Below are 19699 nucleotides of genomic sequence, written 5' to 3' on the forward strand. Positions count from 1 at the left end.
CCTACCGCTTGAACTGGCGTTTTAGCAGGGAGAGTTGCACGATGGCCCGCCTTTGGTCAGGGAGTGGCCACCCCCATCAGGTGTGCGCCCCGGGCAGACGCCCGCGCACTCCCACACCTTGATCGGCTACACCACGACAAGGGGCACGATCCCGACTCCGTCAGCGGACCGTCACGAAACTTCGAGGCTAATAGGGCGACCCGATCGTAGATCGCTCGCCCGATCGCGCGACAAGACGAGTTCGGTTGGAATCTTCCACCGGGGCATAAGACGCCTTCACGGTATTCGCGACTACGTCTATGTTGTGGCTTGCTTCGTAGGAGCATCATCAGTCAAATACGCTCCAGCGGCCGCGAACACTCCGAGAAAACCGACGATTCCCGCGGCATATCGCCACCCAGTTGCCACGTCGAATGTCAACAACGCAGCACAAGCGATGACCACCACGCTGGCCTGCAGTACCGATGAACTGACGAAGAGAGGCCACTGGGAGCGAAAATCCACCAGCCGAACCGGCCGGTTCTCTCGCAGAGTAGGGCTGAGTTTCTCAACTGAGACACCGCGGTCGTTCAGCGATCGTGCCTCGTCAACACTCACCATTCCATGCACCACGAGCCCTGTGTCGAATACCAATGCCGCAGGCGTCCTGCTCGGAGAGATCCGCGAACCGCGCACTCCTCGATGAGCGTCCCAGCACAGCCAGAGATGCTGGCCTTCCATTGGCCCTGGTAGAGCGTGCTTGCCAGCGCCTGCGCGGAAATGCACCCACCCGGCGTCCGTCCGGATCTCCAGGTAGACGTCCTTCCCCTCCGATCCGTGCCCAGCAGTACCAGGCCCACCCACACGGGTGTACTGCCCTCGGATGACCTTGTCTTCTTGGCCCAAACGTGAATACCGGCGAAAACCATGCTTCGAGGACACATGACGGACAGCGCCAACGCAGCTCAGAATCCATGCGGCGACGAAGAGCCAGCGCATGTACGCGGGCATCGTTTCCCCACGCAATTCCGAGCCGAGGCTACGCTCGTCGCCGGCTACCGCTCCCAGCCGCGGCTGTGCGGGCGCATACAGCACCTCCACAGGGTCGCCGGGGCTCAACGGCTTCTTCGTCGTCGGCTTGACCGTTGCCATCACAGGCTCACCGCCAGCTTTGACAGGCAGTTGAACGATCACCGTTGCCGTATAGGGGTCCTTGCCCCTTGAGGACTTTCGCCGGACATCACTGACCTTTTCCGCCCGCGAGATCCCGAATTCGGCTCCGACCGAATGGATGCTCTCCACCAGATCCGACCTCTGGGGTTTGCCCACCGTCAGGGCGAAAACCGCCATAAGTACGGTAGAGATCCCGATCACCCAGGCAAGGCTTCGAAACTGCTGACCTCGCCTCGAAGGCAGCGTCCGTGGCACCGAGGCCACCTCCGCAATCGGGCCATGCGTGTGTTCAGCAGCTTGAGTTGCGGCAGCGGCGACCTCATTGAACGGACGTCGCCCCCCTGCCGACCGTTGACGCAGCGCGATCGCCACGACGCAGATGAGCGCAGTGCCAAGCGAAACCAGAACCATCTGCCGCCGAAGCTCTGGGGCAGTGCCGAACAGCCACAGTCCGAACACAGACGTCGCTGATGTCAAAACCAGCCCCGCGCACCACGCGCCGGTCTTGGAGGACGCCTTGAAAGGCGTACGAGTCATTTCCGTGTGCATCATCAACCGAAGTCCTCGCGAATCCGGTCCGTTGCCGTCTTGTGGTCGCCCTCGACGCCCCGCTCAGCGGTCTTCTGGGCGTCTTCCGTACTCTTGTCCACGCCGTCGAACCCCTCCTTCGCAGTGTTCGCGGAAACACCGCCCGCTATGGGCGTGGAGGCTCCGAAAGCAACGTCGACTCCGGTCTGCTGATGCTCCGGGCGGTTCCCGCTGTAGGCGAAGTCGTTCTCGTTTCTCAGACCCCGAGCCATGTCATCGAGCCCCCTGTCGACCGCCCTGGCCCCGCCACCTAGTCCGCCAGCGGCGCCTCCGGCAATACCGGTGACAGCGCTCTGCCTGATATCAAATTCCTCGCCCTTGCGGCGGGAGTCCAGATAGTCTCCCGACATCCCTCCGGCCGCTCCCCCGGCCATCCCGCTAAGGATCTCCTTGCCGCCCGCTGCGGTCACGGCCTTGCCTGCGGCGGTCCCGACAGTCGCGCCCGTCAGGCCTCCGACCATGTTGGTTCCGAATTCCCAGCCTTTGCCGCTGAGTTGGCTGGTAATCATGCCACCAGCGGTGCCACCTGCCCAGTTCAGCAGCCCTTCAGCTACGAGTCTCCCTGCCTTTCCCGAGTTGTACAGGGTTCGGAACCCGGTGGCGATCGCTCGCAGGAGCTGCCCCAGTCGGCCTGCGGCATCGAGAGCCCTTGTGACCAACATGGTGACTCGCGCTGTGCCGACTGCCGCCGAGACACCCAGCGTCAGGAATGACATGCCCACTGAGACGCCGATCGAGATACCGATCTCGATGTAGATGTCGTGAATCTCCTTATTGACCTCCTCAATATTCTTGGCCGCGTCTTCAAGGCCCTTAGCGACCTCGTCGAAGTCGTCCGTCGCACTCAGCACCGCAGCGGCGAACTCGTCCCAATGAGTTTGGAAGGCGTTGGCCGCGTCACCACGCCAGGTGTGCCCGACGGTGGCTTTGACGTCCTTGTCCAGGTCCTTGACCATGCCTTCGACTTCAGACTTCAGCTGTCGCCACGCCTTGGCCGCAGCTTTCAACTCATCAGGACGACCGCCAGGATTGATGACCTCAATGCCGAGTTCGATGATCTCTTCAGCCGCGGACTCGTTCCCGCTCACCGGTCACCGTCCGAATGCTTCCCGAAGAGAACCGCGAGGTCGTCGTCAGTGACTTCGGTGTCCCTGTTTACCTTTCGCAAGGCATCAGCGATCTTGTCCAAGTGCTCCTGCACGACCTTCATAGCGCGGGCAACGTCCGTGGAGTAAGAAACGTAAGCGGATGTAACCTCTTCCGATTCCGTCAGGACGCCGAAGCCATCAGTGATCGCTTCTTCCCCTGTCTCCTCCTCGAACTTCTTGAGGTATGCCCTCAGGTCGTATGCCTGCATCTCGAACTTCCGGGCCAAATCCCTTCCTGCCCCGGGTTCGTAATACGAGGTTCCGTCGTCAGCCACTTCACTGTCCTGGTTCTGTTCGTGCACGTACTGCCGTCTGAGCAAACAAGGTGATCTCGGGCAGGCCGGACCTCGGTTGAGAATCGCCTCACGTAAGGGACGCGACCGGCTCTTTCAGCCCGCTGCTGGATGAGGCCGGGATTCCGCTACTGGCCTTGGTTCCCGTCAACGCCACATCACCCGTCGTCGACCAGACCCGCTTGGCACCCATGTTCCTTGCTCCCAACTCAACAACGACTGGTTCCGCCAGCCTTCATACGGGCGAGCCGCCACAGAGGTCCCGTGCAACTCGCTCAGATGTGCCTATTCGATGTTGCGTGGCACGTTGCGGTTACGGTCTTTCCTGTGAGATGCAGATCTCTTCGTCCTCGCCCAAGTCGTCGGAACTCGCGCCCCCGTTCTCTTCTTCACCACGACGCCTGTCGCCACCGCGGCCCATGCCGACGATGCGCCTTGGCCGCACGGCCTGTTCGCAGCTGCCTGCTCACCCCTGGGTCGGAACCGGGTCGAGGTGGCTCAACCGCACCGGAAAGGCGGACGCAATGCCGCTCCAGCCGTGGCCCGCGAAAAGCACCGAGCGCCACGACCCGTCGACAAAGCCGATTTCGTGGTCGCCGCCGACCACGTCGCTTCGGTCGCGGATGTAGGACACGTTGCGAAGATCCGTTGCCCACCCCACCTCCACCGGACCGGGTTCGCCCGTGAAAGAGCGAGCGCGGGACACGTAGACAATCTGGACATGGCGATCGGTGACCTGCATCATCACGGCCGTGCTGTTCTTGGTCCGAGGGAGTATGGCGCAGGCCTGCTGACCGGCCATGCTGTCCCATCCGCCCTGGAACGGTCTGCCCGGCTTCTTCGCCTCACGCCACATGACGGCTTCGAAGAACGCCGCGAACGGGTTCCAGGTGATGGAAATGAGGGTCGCGGCCCCACGTACGGGAAGGGTGCACCAGCTCCAGAGCGATCGGCTCTCGGATCGCAATGCGCGGGGGCGACGCAAATAGCCGGCCTTCGGCGCCCTGTCGGCCAACGCGACCCCGTGCTCTCCACGTAGCACCTCGCCTGCCGGCACCAACGCCCTTGCCCGCTCGGCGGGTGTCCCTCGGTTCCGATCCGTTGCGCTCACCCGAAATCGTTCCTCACAGTCCTGGCCGCGGCTCGAAGGAGTCACGTCCGTACGCTCGTCGAGTCGCCGTGGATCGGCGCGCTGGTGGTATTCGAACGCTCCTCTGCCACCCCCGGCGCGTCCTCCAGGAGGCTTTCCTGGACCGCGCCAGCCGGGTCTGCGCCAGTGACATCCTTGACAACACCCTTCACGCCGTTCTTGGCGACCCTGTAGCCCGCATACATGGCCAGATCACAGGGGTCCCGCTTGATCGTCCCATTGGGCAACTCCTATGCCGCAGTCGCCGAATCAACCCCGATCGAGGACCCCTGCTTGGCCAGTGGCTCCAGGTCCACTTTCTCGACCGGCGTGAGACATTCCAGAATGCCCGACGCGCCCTTCGTGAGTATCTCGGGGTCTACTTCGAAATTAGTCACCGCAAGATCCCCCCTGCTAACTCCGCCTGTACACAGGCGCATTGGCAACCAACCCCGGTACGTTATCACCAAGATCGCATCCCAGAGGTTCGCTCTCACCACCTCTTCACGCCACCTTCCACGCGCCCTGGCCCACCTCCGAGGCGTACGGGAACGCGAGGGAGGCATCGGGGAAGACAGTGTGGGCGGAAGAAAACCCCGGGCCTCGTGAATTTCCCGTTGGGGAGCGAAGTGACCCATGTGGCTATGCCGCAGACCGCGGTTGACGGACGGGACAAATTGAAGGCCGCTGGGGCTAACCGTTCAGCCGATGGGTCCCGTCAGTGATTTCCAGGGCGTTGTGTCACTGACAAGAGGTCCCCAACGCCCGGAAGCGTCAGGACGCCGCGTCCCTTGCTGGCCGTGGTCCGGGCGTTAAAGGTGTCGCCCGCGTACCAAGCGCCGCACTCCATGGCCTTGGGCCACCGCCGGTACGTCCTCACTGGATTCCACACAGACATGAGGCCGGTCAGCCTCTCGTGCTCGGCGTACTGGAGCTGGACGGCTGCCGTGTATGCCTCCCCAGCACGCTTGGTCTTGCGCACTTGTGGGACCAGCTGCCATGGGTGTGTCTCCAAGACGCGCCGCATCCGCCTGACACAGCCGAGTGATTTGTGGCTGAGATAAATAACAGCGGGATAGCCAATGACCCAGGTGATCAGAGCGAAGCCCCCGATTTTGTTAGCCGTCTCACCAACGTCCGGGCTCATGAGGGCACTGACCGCAATAAATGAAGGAAGGCAAAGAATCCACCACATCATCCGCCGCCGCCTCAACTTGCGGTACGTCTTCTCCCACGCCGCCTGGGTCTCTGGATGGTCGAAGGCACATTTGTGCAGGGGTGCCGGAAGTCTTGACTGCCCCGACGGGAGCGGCGCACTCGACACTGTCGAGGGAACTTGCCGATCATTACTCGTCATGGATTCTCCTGAATGTCAGCCCACCGGCAGGAACGAGCAACTCCCTCGGAAGAGGGTCGCTCTTCTCTCGAGTAGCATGCCCCGTTCCCGTTAGAACGGGCCGGGTGCCGACATGGTCAATGGTTGGCTGCTGATCCCGTTCCCCCGGCGTTCACCGCGCCATGCAGGTAAATCACGACAGCCCCTGTAACCGCGGCGAGGACGACGTTCGTCAATTCACCCAACAGACGCTGATTGGAAGATTCGGGCCAGGCACGCCGCAAGAACCGGCAGAGCGCTGGCCTGAATCTTCCAATTACTACGGCTGACGGAATTCACGAACAGCACCCCGTGGCGAGTGGGAGGGTCCCGGCATCATCGCTGTGCCGTAGCGGCTAGTAGGCGTAGGTCATGTTCGGTTCTTTCTCCACCAGCTGGGTCAGCCCGGCCTACTGCGCTTGCGCGACGCGAGGGTCGGCCTGCTCACGATCGCGGGCGAACTTCTCCCAGTCCGATGGCTGCATGAACAGCATGTCGTTGGTGCAGGGACTCACTGCCCCTGGTACGGGGGCTGTTGGGGGTAAGGGTTGGGATTCTGCGGGGGTTGTCCCGGAGGAGTGGGGTACCCCTGATTGGGGGCTGCGTTGGGGTACGGCTGTTGTCCGGGCGGGTACATCGGCTGCTGAGGCGGGTGGCCCATGTTCTGCGGGTAAGTTCCGTTGGCGGGGGTGCCGTTGCCGGATGATCGGCGGCTGCGGGTTACTGCGAAGACGATGACTGCGGCGACTACGGCTCCTACGCCGAGGTCACGTCCGCCGAAGTGGTGTATTGACGGCCACTCGGTGATCTCGTTTTGAGGCTAGGCGGTGAGTTCGGTCGGGACGACGGTGTCGTCGGTTTGTGACTCGATCGGGTGGAGGCGGGCCTTGGCGAGGAGTTCGCGCCCCATGTAGCGGCGGGCTTCGGTCCATTCGTCGTTCTGCTCGGCCAGGACCGCGCCGACCAGGCGGATCAGCGCAGTGCGGTCGGGGAAGATGCCGACCACGTCGGTGCGACGCCGGATTTCCTTGTTCAGGCGTTCTTGCGGGTTGTTCGACCAGATCTGCCGCCAGATCTCGCGCGGGAACGCGGTGAACGCCAGGAGTTCGTGCTGGGCGGTGTCCAAGTGGGCTGCGGCCTTGGGGAACTTGGCCTCCAGAGCGTCCAGGACGTGCCGCATCTGGGCCTGGACTGCGTCGCTGTCGGGCTGTTCGAAGACGGTCCGCAGCAGCGTGGCCACCCACGGCTGGGCCGACTTAGGGACCTGGCTCAGCAGCGCGCGGGCGTAGTGCGTACGACATCGCTGCCAGCTCGCGCCGGGCAGGGTGGCGCCGATCGCGTTGACCAGGCCGGCATGGGCGTCGGAGACGACCAGTTGGACGCCGGACAGACCGCGCGCGACCAGGGATCGCAGGAAGGCCAGCCAGCCGGCACCGTCCTCGCTGGAGGCGACGTCGATGCCGAGGATCTCGCGGTGGCCGTCGGAGTTGACGCCGACCGCGATCAGCGCGTGGACGTTGATGATCCGGCCGCCCTCGCGGACCTTCTGGGTCAGCGCGTCGACCCAGACGAACGCGTAAGGCCCTTGGTCCAGGGGCCGGTTGCGGAACGCGGCAACCTGGTCGTCCAGGTGCTTGGCCATCGCGCTGACCTGGGACTTCGACAGTTGAGTGACGCCGAGGGACTCGGCGAGCTTCTCGACCCGGCGCGTGGAGACGCCGAGCAGGTAGGCGGTGGCGACCACGCTGATCAGAGCCTGCTCGGCCCGTCGGCGGCGTTCGAGGAGCCAGTGCGGGAAGTAACTGCCCTGACGCAGTTTGGGAATGGCGAGTTCGACGGTCCCGGCCCTGGTGTCCCACTCGCGCGGGCGGTAGCCGTTGCGGTGGTTGACGCGTTCGTCGCTGACCTGCCCGTATTCGGCGTTGCAGAGGGCATCGGCTTCGGCGGACATGAGTGCGTCGGCGAATGTCTTGACCATCGCGCGCAGCAGATCGGGACTCGCCGCGGCGAGGTTGTCTTCGGCGAGGGCGTGCAGGGGCAGACTGTCTGGTGCGGTCATCGTGCTGATCTCCTTCGAGGCTTCGACACTTCGAAGATCAGCCGGTGGCCGTTCATCTATGCGGGCACAATCCCGATGCCGGAGCAAACCCCCGGATCAGGTCGAACCCGTACACCATCTCCCTGGACGCAACCTACGCCGATGATGCCGACGACAAGGACGATGGCGCCCATTGACGAAGATCCCTTCTCTTTCTCGGAATTGTTCGCTCTGCTGGCTGATCGCCAGGGTGGGTGGAAACTCCGGGGAGTTACTCCTACCGCTGCCCTTGGTGCGGGGGTTGTTGGGCGTAGGGGTTGGGGTACTGCGGGGACTGGCCTGGAGCAGTGGGGTATCCCTGGTTGGGAGCTGCGTTGGGGTACGGCTGTTGGCCCGCCCGGGGCTGGGGCGGGTAGCCCATGCCATAAGCGGGAGTTCCACCGCCGGAGCCGGGACCGCCGTTGCCTCCGGTGCGGCGGTTGCGAATCACCACAAAGGCGATAGCACCGACGATCACAATGGCTGCGATGCCGGCAGCGAGGACGAGGACGCTGCTGGAGGAAGACTTCTTCGTGACCTGAGTCGAGGCGTTCGCTTCCTCGGCTGCCTTGCCGGACGTCGAGTCGGACGATTGGAGCTGGCCGAGAGGGTTCTCCTTGGGTCCAGCGGGAATATCCATCGTCACTGCCTGGTGGGGGCGGATAATCCCGTAGCCATACTCTTCGTCGGGTGCTTCTAGTCCCTTGTGGCCGAGGAACGAGGCCGATTTGATGAGGCGATTGATGACTTGGCCGGCCGTGAGGTCAGGGAACTTGGAGCGGACCAAGGCGGCAGCAGCGGATACATAGGCTGTGGCACCCGATGTGCCATTTGACAAACTGTATTGCGGCGACAGAGTCGTATCCGCGGCGAGAATCTCGACACCGGGAGCCATTAGGACAAGCTCCTTTCCAGTGTTGGAGCCTTCCCAGCGATTGGCGTTCTTATCCACAGCACCCACAGAAACAACCCCGGGCAGTGCTGCTGGCTCGTCGACAGCAATGGATCCGTCATTACCTGCGCCCGCAACAACAACGACATCATGGGCTTGCGCATACGCGATAGCTGCACGACCATCACTTAGCGTCTTGCCGCCATCGTTACCGAAAGAAAGATTGATTACCTTCGCGGCATGGTCCACTGCGTATCGAACGGCCGCGGCCCAGGTCTCATCATGATTAGGGTCTTTCTGTGTCTGAAGGACACGAAGGGGCAAAATCTTTGCCTTTGGTGCGAACCCAACCATGCCAGACGCATTTCCGGCGCCGTGGCCGTGCGCAGCGATGAGGCTCGCCATGCTCGTCCCATGACCGTCCAAGTCCTTCTGGGGGTTACCTCCGCCAGTGAAATCTTTACCCTCAAGGACCTGTCCAGCTAGATCCGGGTGACTGCCGTCCACGCCGGAATCTACTACGGCAACAGTCACCCCCTCCCCTTGTGCCTCAGCCCAGGTGTCTTCCATCGCGAATACATCCAAGACCCACTGTTGATCCCTGACGTAGTCCGCTGAGGCGCCTGGGGCCGCTGTAAGGAGCAAAGCCCCTGTCAATGCCGCGACTCCCGCCGCAGACCAGACTCGCTTGAAACGCACTTTCTGCTCCTCGCTCAACTACGACAGGCTCCGCCAGTCTTCATGCAGACGAGCCACACGGTTACTCCGTGCGGCTCGCGGATTTGACTACTCGAGGGTCCGCCACATTCCAGCAGCCGTCACAGGCGGTGCCCAACAGCGTCGGTCGGGAGTACGAAGATGACGACGCTCACGCACGATCCGCCGCTACTGGGTCACTCCTACTGACCTTGGTGCGGGGGTTGTTGGGCGTAGGGATTGGGGTGCTGGCCGGCAGCAGGCGGGTACCCCTGGTTGGGAGCTGTGTTGGGGTACGGCTGATGGCCCGTCGAGGTCTGGAGCGGGTAGCCCGCGCCATAAGCGGGGGTCCCGCCACCGGGGCCGGGTCCGCCGTTACCTCCGTTGCGGCGGCTTCGGATTACCACGAAGGCAATCGCGCCGATGACCACGACAGCTGCAATGCCGCCAATGAGGACGAGATTGCTAGAGGAGGACTTCTTCTTTTTGGCCTGGGTGGAAGAGTCCGTTTCCTTGGACGACTGGCTGGAAACGGAGGATGAGTCGAGCTGGCCAAGAGGGTTCTTCTTGAGGCCCGCGGGGATGTCCATCGTCAGCGCCGAGTAGGGCCGGACGATCCCGTAGCCGTATTCCTCGTCGGGCGCCTTCAGCCCCTTATGGTGCGCAAAGGTGGCCGACTTGATCAGTCGGTTGATTACCTGACCTGCGGAGAGTTCGGGATACTTGGAGCGGACCAGAGCGACAGCAGCGGACACATAGGCCGTGGCGTCTGAGGTACCGCTTCCCACACCATATCCGTTGGACTGCGTCGGATTCGCACCAACGATTTCCACACCAGGAGCTGTAAGCGTTAGCCCCTTCCCCGTATTTGAATCCTCCCAGAGGTTAGCCTTTTCATCCACGGCACCGACAGAGACAACACCAGGTAGCGCACCCGGATCACTCACAGTGGAATATCCGTCATTTCCTGATCCTGCCACAACTACGACGTCATGAGCCTGCGCATACGCAATCGCATCGCGACCGACGCTCAGGGTTTTACCGCCATCGTTTGCAATGGAGAGATTGATTACCTTTGCGCCGTTATCCACCGCATATCGAACAGCCGCTCCCCATGTCTCATCAAGATTCCTATCAGAATCTTCCTGAAGCGTACGCAAGGGGAGAATCTTCGCTTTCGGTGCGAGCCCGATCACACCAGAGGAGTTTCCGGCACCATGACCGTGGCCCGCGATAATACTTGCCATCTTTGTTCCGTGGCCAAGGATGTCCTCTTGAGCATCCCCGCCATCGGTGAAGTCCTTACCCTCAAGGACCTGACCAGTCAGATCAGGGTGACTGCCGTCCACTCCAGAGTCGACAACAGCAACGGTGACACCAGCCCCCTCGGACTCAGCCCAAACGTCTTCTGCTGCGAACGCGTTCAACGGCCATTGCTCATCTCTGACATAGTCCGCCGATGCAGTTGGGGCCATAGTGAGGAGCAAAGCTCCTGTCAGCGTCACGACTCCCGCCGTAGACCAGACTCGCTTGAAACTCACTTCTTTGCTCCTCACTCAACCACGACTGGTTCCGCCAGTCTTCATGCGAGTGAGCCGCACGTTCGCTCCGTGCGGCTCACTCGTGTGCCTACTCGATGGTCCGCGGTACGTTTCGGTTGCGGTCCTCTTCCGAGATCCAGGTCTCTTCGTCCTCGACCAAGTAGTCGGGACGCTCGCCCTGGCTATTCTCGTCGTTGGGCCGTCGGCCGTTGCGACCGCCCATGCCGCCAGCCATTGCACCTGCTCCGCGCTGGGTTCCGCCGCGGCTGCCGTGCAGGCCCGCACCGCCACCGGCTCCCTTGCCTGTGATGCCCTTGGCTGCTCCGACCACACCGCCACGGGACTTCGCTAGGGCTCCACGTCCACCAGCTCCGGCGCCGCCTCGGCCAGCTGCGCCCGCTCCCGCGCCACCCATACCGCCCATACCCGTTCGACCTCCGGCACCGCGACCTGCTGCTGCCCCAGTACCACCGGCGCGACCGCCGCCCGGGACACCGATGCCGCCGCGTCCGGCCGTGCCGCGTCCGACGCCGGTCCCTCCACCAGTAGCCACGATGCCCGGGCCCTGAGCTCCGCCGGTCCCAACCCCGCCCCCGCCGACGCCGGGGCCCCCAGTGCCAGTGCCGGGACCAGGCCCCGTCAGACCCGGGGAGATGCTGTCCACCTTCGTCTTGCTGATCGGGAGCTGTGCGCCTCCTGTGATGCCCTGGTCACGGGGCCCCGTTGGAGCCTGCTTGACGCTTGTGGTCGGACCTGCGCTCCACGGCCTACTACCCGATCCCGAAGTGCCCGGTCCGGACGCACCAGCACCGGGGGAGACGACCGGCGGCGGGTATTCCACATCGCGGCTCGGCTCCTTGATGGTGCCGTCGGGGTGTTGGATCACCCGATTCCTTTGTAGATTCCCAGTGATGCGCATGTACTGAGCACCCAGGTTCTCCATGACAGCGACACCATTGAGCTGGGCCTCTCGGCTTGCGCCGATCTTACCCTCGTTGATTTCCGCTACTTCCGCAGCGGTCAGCTTCCGGTCCTTGAGATCGCTAGCCACTGCTTCGCCATTGTCCCATTTCCAGTCGCTCAGAGCGTCACCGACCTTGGCCCAACCGCTGGGCTCCTCGATCTGGTCCAACTGTGCCTTGAACCTGCGCAGCTGCGAGCCGGCGTCAGCCATCTGGGAGCGGTTGAGATCGGCGTGCCACGCTGCGTTCCTGATGCTCTGAGAGATTTCTCGAGCCTTCTTCTCGAAACTCTGGGCCGCCTCGCCCTCCCAGTGCTCCAGGACGTTGTCGATCGCCTTGTCGAGCAGGCCAGCGATGCCGCCACCTTCACCACCGGAAAGAAGCTCATCGACTTTGCCCCAGTTGCGTCCAGCCTCCTCGATCGCGCCCGGGTTGGTGAGGTCAAGCATCTGCTTGAGCTCTTTGAGCGAGTAATCGATGAATTGAGTCCTGGTCTGAGGACGCCCAGGATCCGCAACGCAGGTGTCATTCACGATCTCGGGCTGGGGCAGGTCCTTTTCACCGGCCATTTTGAACTCCTCCCTCTAATAGGTGATTCTCGATCGGACTACTTTGCATACGAGCCGCTCGAGCCTCCCGTGTCACCACCCATTTGGTTCTTGTTCGCGTACTCCTGCTCGGTGTACTTGTCCTTGACCTTGGAGGTGCTCTTGCCGAACTTGTCGATCAACTCGTGCAGACTCTGGATCGCCTTCTCAAGATCGGTCTTCATGTTTTTGTGAGCCGTGTGCAGATCGCCCGCCTCCAAAAAGAGGCAAGAGTTCCCGAACGCGTCCATCGGGATCTCCGTGTTATACCGCGACGTCTGCCCGGCCTTGTCCATGTCGTCCAACAACGTCCAGAGCTTCCGGATGACCTCATCCAGCGCGCTCAGATCGACCCGCATCCCGTTACTCATACCCCGTTGTCCTCTCCCCTGTTCGTCAAGTTGTCAGCGCACCCACGCGGTGCGGTGCCCAAGGTGCCGAAGCCATCGCCCAACCCGCACCACCACCACTACTACTACCCACCAGCCCGACCACCCCGCCGAGCCTGCCAGTCCCGTACAGCCACCCCACCCCCCGCAACCACCAACGCCAGAGCCGCCCCAACGCCCAAGACATACATGGCGATACGACGGTCCCGCTCAGCCTCGGTCTCCCCCATAGTCACCGCCATGGGAACGACCCCGCCCCCACCCGCCGCCACGACCGGATCCGGCTTCGGAGAAGTCGCCGGCGTCGAATCGTCCGACAACGCAGCGACCGGATCCACAACGCCCCACCCGATGAACCGATTGGGCCCCCGCCCCGGCCGCTGAGCCGTCTCCTCGAGACGGGTCGCGATTTGGGATGCCTTCCAGTCCGGGTGCTTCTGTTTCAGCAAAGCAGCCACGCCCGCGACATACGGCGCCGCAAAGCTGGTGCCGTCCGCGGTGCACTGCCCGCCCTGCGGGACCGTGGAGACCATGCCGACGCCCGGGGCGGCGATGTCGACGAAGTCGCCGGACTGGGAGAAGAAGGCGCGTTCGTCGTTGCGGTCGGAGGCTGCTACCGCGAGGACGCCGTCGTAGGAAGCCGGATAGGTGTTCGCCGACTTGCCGTCCGCGCCGTCGTTGCCGGCGGCAGCGACGATCAGGGCGCCCTCGCGCACCGCGTTCGCCACGGCCGTCCCCAGGATCAAGTTGTCGGACTTGTCCGCGGTGTCGGAGGAGATGTTGATGATGTCGGCGCCCGCGGTGACCGCGGCGTTGATGGCGGAGGCCATGGTGCCCGAGTTGCCCTCCTTCTCCTCTCCGCCGGTGTAGCGGTAGGAAAGGAGCTTGGCTTCCGGGGCGATGCCCACGAAGCCCGTGCCCTTCAGGGGGCGTGCGGCGATGATGCCCGCTACCCGGGTGCCGTGGCCTTCCAAGTCGTCGGTGGCGGAGCCGCCTACGTAGGACTTGCCGCCTCCCACCGCTCCGCGGAGTTGGGGGTTCGAGTCGTCGACGCCGGTGTCGATCACCGCCACCGTGACGCCCTTGCCCGTCGCCTGTTCGCGGAGTTGGTCCAGGAGGACACGTTGGAGTGACCACGGCGTGGACTTGATGACGTCGCCGCCGAAGACGCACTCCGAGCTGGCCGACAGGCCGAAGTCTGGATTGCCCGAGTTGTCGGACGCCAGTGCCGGTGGAGCGGATGCCAGGCAGATTCCCATCGCCGCGAGCACGCCAAAGGCCCGCTGCAGTGCGCGGGTTCCACTCTTGCCGCTGCGCGAACGGGCTGTCAGGCCCTCCACGTCCAGGCCCCTCATCTCCAGGCTCCCAGGGCTTCCTTGCTCACCCGCATGCTCACTTGTTGGCTGCTCGCTTGCCGGCTTGCTTCGACTGCTACTTGGCTCACTCGATTACTACGTCCGCCGCGCCCGCTTCGTTGACTTCGAGACTGCAAAGACACGCGAAGGCACTGCGAAACTCCGACGCTGAAGCACGCGCGTTAACGGCCCGTCCCCGGATGTGAAGATTCGGGGGACGCGGTGTGTGCTGCCCCCCAGAAAGGGGCGGCCCAGCCGACGCCTTCGCGTCTGCTGGGCCGATCCTCCGCATTCACGCATGCCCCTCGGGCCGTCGACGGGCTCAGCCCCAGGTGTTGGCGTTGCTCTTCTCGGTGGCCTGGTAGTTGTCGGCCGCGCTCTGCAGGGCCGTCGAGATCTTCAGCAGGGTCGCGTGCAGGTCGGCGGCGGTGCGGTCCCACTCGCGCTGCTTGCGCTGGTAACCCTCCTGCGCCTCGCCTTCCCAGGAGTTGGCGACGCGCTTGACCGCGGCCTCGAGGTCGTCGAGCTGCTGCTTGATGCGTCCGGCGGTCGTCTTCACGTCCGTGGAAGCGTTGGTGATGGTTGCGTAATTGACGAGGATCGACATCGTCATTCCCTTTCAGGAAGAGTGCGACTCAGGACGAGTCCGACTCAGGAAGAGTCCAACTCAGGAAGAGTCTGCGGAAATCGGTGGGATGCAGAGAAGCTGTAGAGATGGGCAGCGCCGCGCCGAAGCGGCCAAGCCGCTGCCCTACGGCTCGATCAGCCGAAGTCCGACATGATCTTGCTGATCTCGGAGTTCTGCTGCTCTTCCGACGCGGTGTAGTTGCTCCGCGTGGAGTCCACGGCTTCCTTGATGTCGTTGAGGATGTCGTTCATCCTCTTCGCGTCCGCGTTCCAGCGCTCCTGGAGCTGGCGATACGACTGGGCCGCCTGGCCCTGCCAGCCGCCGGTGATCTGGTCGATCACTCCGTTGAGACGGCGGACCTCGCCCTGCAGCTGACCGTTCACCGTGGTGATGTCACCGGAGAGCTTGGTCAGTTCGTCCTCTGTTACCCGGAACTGGCCGGCCATGTTGAACCTTCCCCCATGTCGTCGTTGATCCGGGAAACCCTTACCAGTCCCGGAGTTGCGTTCCGTTCGTGAACGCTGGAAGCACTCTATCCTCCGCCTGTCTCATACCCACAGGCAAGGTGTTTCAGTTACAGCATTCACACACACGCGCGATGCGCGGGTGGACCGTAACGGTCAAGTCCCCTCGCTCGCAAGCCCGTTGGTGCCCTACTCGGCACGCCCCTCCGCACGTCACTGGCTCTGCGGCTGCGCCGCGCTGCCCGTGTCCAGAGTGGGACCCTTCGGGATGAATGTCGCCCAAGTTTGCGGGACGAACGCCGGGTTGGATACGTCCTCGTAGCCCAGCCGCGTACGCGCCTTCGCCGTCTCGCTCTCGTCGCCGGACTCGCCCTCCGACGAGGACGGGCCCCCATCGGTTCCCTCCGCCTCGCTGTCGTTGTTCGTCGGCAGCGAGTACCGCAGACCCGTGTCCGTCAGCAGATACGTCGCACCGCCGCCGCCCGCCGCACCGGTGACCTCCTGGAAGAGGAGGCCCGAGCCGGAGGAGACGTAGGCGCTCAGCGATTCGGCGACGACCTTCTTGGGGTACGCCGTTCCGGCCCAGGCGGCGAGCTGGGGCTTGCTGTCCGCGCCGATCGTGCCGTCGTAGACGCTGCACGAGGTGTTGAGGGCCTCGCCGGTCGCGGTGGCCGCGGGGTTGGCCTGGCGCGGAACCGTCTCGGGCCAGCCCTTGTCCGCGTAGAACTTGTCCGCGGGGCCGCCGTTGGCCTCGATGATGTCGCGGGTGTCGACGTCGATGGGGTCGACCCCGTCCTTCACCTGGAGCAGCGCGGCGACGAACGGCGTGATGCGGGCGATCTCGTCTTGGAGGACGACGTAGAACTGCGGGCCCTGCGCCTCTTGTGCCTTGAGGACCTGCCCCACGGTGCTCACCTCGGCGGGGAGTCCCTGGACCGCGGTCGTCTCGCCGGCGGACGGAACCGTCGGGAAGGTGATGACCCCGCCCTCGTTGAGGGTGCGCAGCCACTCCTGGCTCACCGGCTGGGGCTCGGACGTGGTGCCGATGACCGCGGCGCGCAGCTGCTCCATGGTGGTCTCGTCGAGACCCGAGGGGCCGCCCAGCAGGAAGCGGTTGCCCTTGCCGTCGACCAGGAATTCCTGGTCGGTCTTGGGGTCCGTGACGTACAGGGCCTCGCGCGGGTCGACCTTGCCCGCGCCGGCCAGCGACTTCGCGTCGTCGGAGTCGAGGACGAAGACGGCACGGTCGATGGCGTCGTCCGTGCCGGAGCCGGAGGCCGGGCGCTCGCACACCGCCCAGGTCTTCGCCTTCTCCGCGTCGGCCTTGGCGGGCAGCCGGTCGGGGGCGTACGGAATGCCGAGGGTCGCGCCGTGCGGGATGCCGCTCTTGTCGATCTCCTTGCCGGGTACCTCGATGACGCTGCCCTTGCCCTTGTCCAGGAGGAGCTTGGCGGAGGCGTAGTTGAGGACGGGGTGCAGCGTCTTGGTCTTCTTGCCGGTCGACGTCTCGTCGTTGAGGACGACGTAGCGCGTCGTGGAGTCGCTGTCGACGATGATGTACTCGCCGGGAGTGTTCCAGCCCTTGGGCGCGCTGGGCTTGATCACGCCCCAGGCGATGAAGCCGATCACCAGCACGACGCCCACCGCCAGGCTGGGCATCACGGTACGAACCGGACGCGGTGCGCCTTCTTCGGAGCCTCCCGGGGACGGCGCCAGAAACGCCGCGACGGTGCGCTTGCGAGCGAACGTGTAGGCGGCGAGCTCATCCCGACGCTGCTTTGCCATGGTCCCCGTGTCTCCCGAATTCTGGTCCCCGATGGTGCTCGACCGCGCCCGGTCGTGTCGCGCCAGTCGTGTCCGGTCCTGCCTGACCGCGGATGTCGTGCCTGCCGCGAATCGTGAGGCCTGACCGTGGTACGCGAGGCCGCCGCTCCGGCCGAGCAGGCACCTACTATGCCCTGCGCCGCGATGCGGCGGTCCATCAGGGTACGGCCGTCTCCGCATCTTCACAGATCATCTTCACAGAGCTTCACGACAGCGCTCCACCATGCGGGGCCGGTCCGTGCGAGGCTGGCCACCCGGTGTCGGTGTCCCCTGCGCCGCTGTGCCGTCCGTGCCCGGCAGCGGGTACCGTGAGCCACTCGTATGGACGATGTGGGCCGATGGACGCCCGCCGCACGGCCACGACTTCGCGAAAGGGATGTCCCGGGGGATGACCAGCGCTACGAGCACTCGGCGCGGACGCCGCGCACAGCAGGAACCGGACGGTCCGGACCGTGGACGTACGTCGACTCCGGCCCCCGCCGTCGCGTCGCCGCGCACCTTGCCCACTCCGGGCGGTATGGGCCCGGTACGGCTGCAGCAGCTGATCCTGGTGGAACTCGCGGCGGCCGTCATGCTCGTCGCCTGGGTCACCGACGTGTCCTGGCTGCTGGCGCCCGCGGGTGCCGTGGCGGCGTTGCTGCTGCTCCTCGCGGTCCTGCGCCGTGGCCGTCGGCCGCTGGCCGAGTGGTACGACACGGCGCGCGCGCTGAGGCGCCGTCAGCGCGAGGCCAAGCTGCCCGTGCCGCCGGGTACGGACGCGTTGCTGGCTCCGGTCGTGGAGTGCGATCCGGCGCTGCGGACCCATGAGTTCCTGTCCCGTGACGACCGTTCGATCGGTCTGATCGGTGACGGGACCTTCCTGACCGCGGTGCTCTTCGTGCAGCCGGCGGACCAGCCGTTGCGTCCCGGGGGCGCCGGGCGGGAGCTGCCGCTGAAGCTGATCCAGGAGGCGCTGGAGGTCGACGGGATCCGGCTCGCCTCCGCCCAGGTGGTCCAGCACACCCAGCCCGCGCCCGCACCGCATCTGCCCGAGCAGTCGATCGCCGCGCGGTCGTACGGCCCCCTGCAGGCGCAGACCGGTTCGCCCGCGCTCCGGCTCACCTGGGTCGCTCTCAAGCTGGACCCGGAGCTGTGCCCGGAGGCGGTTCAGGCGCGCGGCGACGGTGTTCCCGGGGCGCAGCGCGCGCTGCTGCGGGTGGCGGACCAGTTGACCAGCCGACTGGCCGGGGCCGGGTTCAAGGCGACCATCCTGGACGAGAACGAGCTGGTGCAGGCGCTGGCGACGTCCAGCTGCCTCAACCCGCGCGCCAACGCGCAGCACGGCCAGGACGGGCGGACCCAGCGCCGTACGGTCGAATCGGTACGGACGTGGCGGGTCGACGACCGGTGGCACACGACGTACTGGGTGTCCCGCTGGCCGCAGTTGGGGAACGGCGGTGTGGCGCTGCCCGCACTGGTGACGCAGTTCACCTCGCTCCCGGTGCTCGCGACGACGTTCAGCGTGACCCTGAGCAAGGCCGGCAGCCGGGGTGTCTCCCTGGCGGGGCACATTCGTGTCACCGCCCGAGGTGACAGCGAACTGGGCCAGGTGGGACGGGAGTTGGAGCGGACCGCGAGTACCGCGAAGGTCGGTCTGGTCCGCCTCGACCGGGAGCAGGTCCCGGGAGCCCTCGCCACTCTGCCGCTCGGAGGTACGTACTGATGTCCCACCCCGCACCGACCATGCCCCCGGGCCAGCCGGGTCAGCCGGGCCGCGCCACCCCCGCACACGTGGCCTCGCCCTCCGACACCGGCATGATCCCGATCATCCGGCAGCCGGAGCCGCGGCAGCAACGGCGCGTCTTCAGCCCGGGGTTCGGGCTGCGCGGGCCGCGCCGGAACCGCCATGTCGTCACTGTCGACGAGCTTCCGGCGATCAGCATGCCGATCGGCGACGACGGCGTGATCATCGGCACCGACCGGGCGTCACAGCCCGCCGTGCTCGGCCTGTCCCGTCCGACCCCCTTCGACGTCGTGCTCGTGGGCGGCCTCTGGCTGGCCCAGGTGCTGGCGTTGCGGATCGCCGCGACCGGCGCGCGCGTGGGCGTGGAGACCGGTCGGCCGCAGGCGTGGCAGCAGCTGGCCCAGTCGGCGGGTGGCGGCCAGCAGTGCGTGACGGTCTACCCGGTGGGCCGGGTGCCCGCTCAGGGTCCCTCCGTTTCCAGCCCCGTCGTGCTGATCCGGGACTGCGGCATCCGTCCGCCGCGCGGCCGGGTGACCGCGCTGCCGTGGCAGGCCGTGGTGACGGTGCTGCCCTTCGTCAGCGAGCACGCGCCGCGCTGGCTGGCCCAGGCCCAACTCGTCGGCATTCAGCGCATTTCGCCCGAGGAGACCGAGATCGTACGGGACACTCTGGGCATCCCGGACGAACCGCTGCAGTATCTGTCGAACCTTCATGACAGCGTCGCTCTGTGGTGCACTCGCAAGCACCGCACCTTCGTGATGACCGAACCCACGGACGCGGAGACGGGCCTGCTCGGTGTGGCCCGTCGCATGGACTGAACGCGTCTTCGTTTCCGGGCATGGGGTGCGAACCGGCCGTGCCCGTGGGCGCTTTTCC

15 protein-coding genes are annotated in these 19699 nt (G+C 65.0%); 2 read left to right on the top strand and 13 right to left on the bottom strand.

The annotated features are described in order from the left end of the window. Positions 1-297: 297 nt before the first annotated feature. The 13 genes from OG828_RS14835 to eccB form a co-directional block, all read right to left on the bottom strand. On the bottom strand, positions 298-1704 hold the full coding sequence (locus tag OG828_RS14835; protein WP_328501397.1) for a hypothetical protein: 1407 nt from the start codon (positions 1702-1704) through the stop codon (positions 298-300). Continuing rightward, positions 1704-2828 carry a WXG100 family type VII secretion target gene (locus tag OG828_RS14840; RefSeq protein WP_328501398.1) on the bottom strand — a complete coding sequence of 375 codons (1125 nt, stop codon included), beginning with the start codon at positions 2826-2828 and terminating at the stop codon, positions 1704-1706. The genes OG828_RS14835 and OG828_RS14840 overlap by 1 nt, the downstream gene beginning before the upstream one ends. Next, positions 2825-3190 carry a hypothetical protein gene (locus OG828_RS14845; protein ID WP_328501399.1) on the bottom strand — a complete coding sequence of 122 codons (366 nt, stop codon included), beginning with the start codon at positions 3188-3190 and terminating at the stop codon, positions 2825-2827. The genes OG828_RS14840 and OG828_RS14845 overlap by 4 nt, the downstream gene beginning before the upstream one ends. Positions 3191-3647: 457 nt before the next feature. Beyond that, a complete protein-coding gene (locus OG828_RS14850; RefSeq protein ID WP_328501400.1) occupies positions 3648-4196 on the bottom strand; it encodes a hypothetical protein in 549 nt (182 codons plus the stop codon). A 2309-nt stretch (positions 4197-6505) separates the two neighbouring features. Further along, a complete protein-coding gene (locus OG828_RS14855) occupies positions 6506-7744 on the bottom strand; it encodes an IS256 family transposase (protein ID WP_328500641.1) in 1239 nt (412 codons plus the stop codon). Between the two features lie 256 nt (positions 7745-8000). Beyond that, positions 8001-9353, bottom strand: a complete 1353-nt coding sequence (mycP, locus tag OG828_RS14860; RefSeq protein ID WP_328504871.1) for a type VII secretion-associated serine protease mycosin — start codon at positions 9351-9353, stop codon at positions 8001-8003. 200 nt (positions 9354-9553) lie between these two features. Next, a complete protein-coding gene (gene mycP, locus OG828_RS14865; protein WP_328501401.1) occupies positions 9554-10855 on the bottom strand; it encodes a type VII secretion-associated serine protease mycosin in 1302 nt (433 codons plus the stop codon). 124 nt (positions 10856-10979) lie between these two features. Further along, complete coding sequence (locus tag OG828_RS14870; protein ID WP_328501402.1) at positions 10980-12422, bottom strand: hypothetical protein; 1443 nt, start codon at positions 12420-12422, stop codon at positions 10980-10982. Positions 12423-12460: 38 nt separating this feature from the next. After that, complete coding sequence (locus tag OG828_RS14875) at positions 12461-12799, bottom strand: hypothetical protein (RefSeq protein ID WP_328501403.1); 339 nt, start codon at positions 12797-12799, stop codon at positions 12461-12463. 116 nt (positions 12800-12915) lie between these two features. Continuing rightward, the gene (gene mycP, locus OG828_RS14880; RefSeq protein WP_328438228.1) at positions 12916-14184 is read right to left on the bottom strand and encodes a type VII secretion-associated serine protease mycosin; all 1269 of its coding nucleotides are present in this window, start codon (positions 14182-14184) and stop codon (positions 12916-12918) included. Between the two features lie 322 nt (positions 14185-14506). After that, entirely contained in the window at positions 14507-14797 is a 291-nt protein-coding gene (locus OG828_RS14885; RefSeq protein WP_210579052.1) for a WXG100 family type VII secretion target, read from the bottom strand. A gap of 149 nt (positions 14798-14946) precedes the next feature. Continuing rightward, positions 14947-15258, bottom strand: a complete 312-nt coding sequence (locus OG828_RS14890; RefSeq protein ID WP_210579049.1) for a WXG100 family type VII secretion target — start codon at positions 15256-15258, stop codon at positions 14947-14949. A gap of 231 nt (positions 15259-15489) precedes the next feature. Next, positions 15490-17061, bottom strand: a complete 1572-nt coding sequence (eccB, locus tag OG828_RS14895) for a type VII secretion protein EccB (protein WP_328501404.1) — start codon at positions 17059-17061, stop codon at positions 15490-15492. A 427-nt stretch (positions 17062-17488) separates the two neighbouring features. Here eccB and eccE point away from each other — a divergent pair, with 427 nt between their 5' ends. Together eccE and OG828_RS14905 are read left to right on the top strand one after the other, a co-directional pair. Next, a complete protein-coding gene (gene eccE / locus OG828_RS14900; protein ID WP_328501405.1) occupies positions 17489-18802 on the top strand; it encodes a type VII secretion protein EccE in 1314 nt (437 codons plus the stop codon). Beyond that, positions 18802-19641, top strand: a complete 840-nt coding sequence (locus tag OG828_RS14905; RefSeq protein ID WP_328355701.1) for a hypothetical protein — start codon at positions 18802-18804, stop codon at positions 19639-19641. The genes eccE and OG828_RS14905 overlap by 1 nt, the downstream gene beginning before the upstream one ends. Positions 19642-19699: the final 58 nt, after the last annotated feature.

The organism is Streptomyces sp. NBC_00457, from assembly GCF_036014015.1.
In the GTDB taxonomy this organism is placed as follows: domain Bacteria; phylum Actinomycetota; class Actinomycetes; order Streptomycetales; family Streptomycetaceae; genus Streptomyces.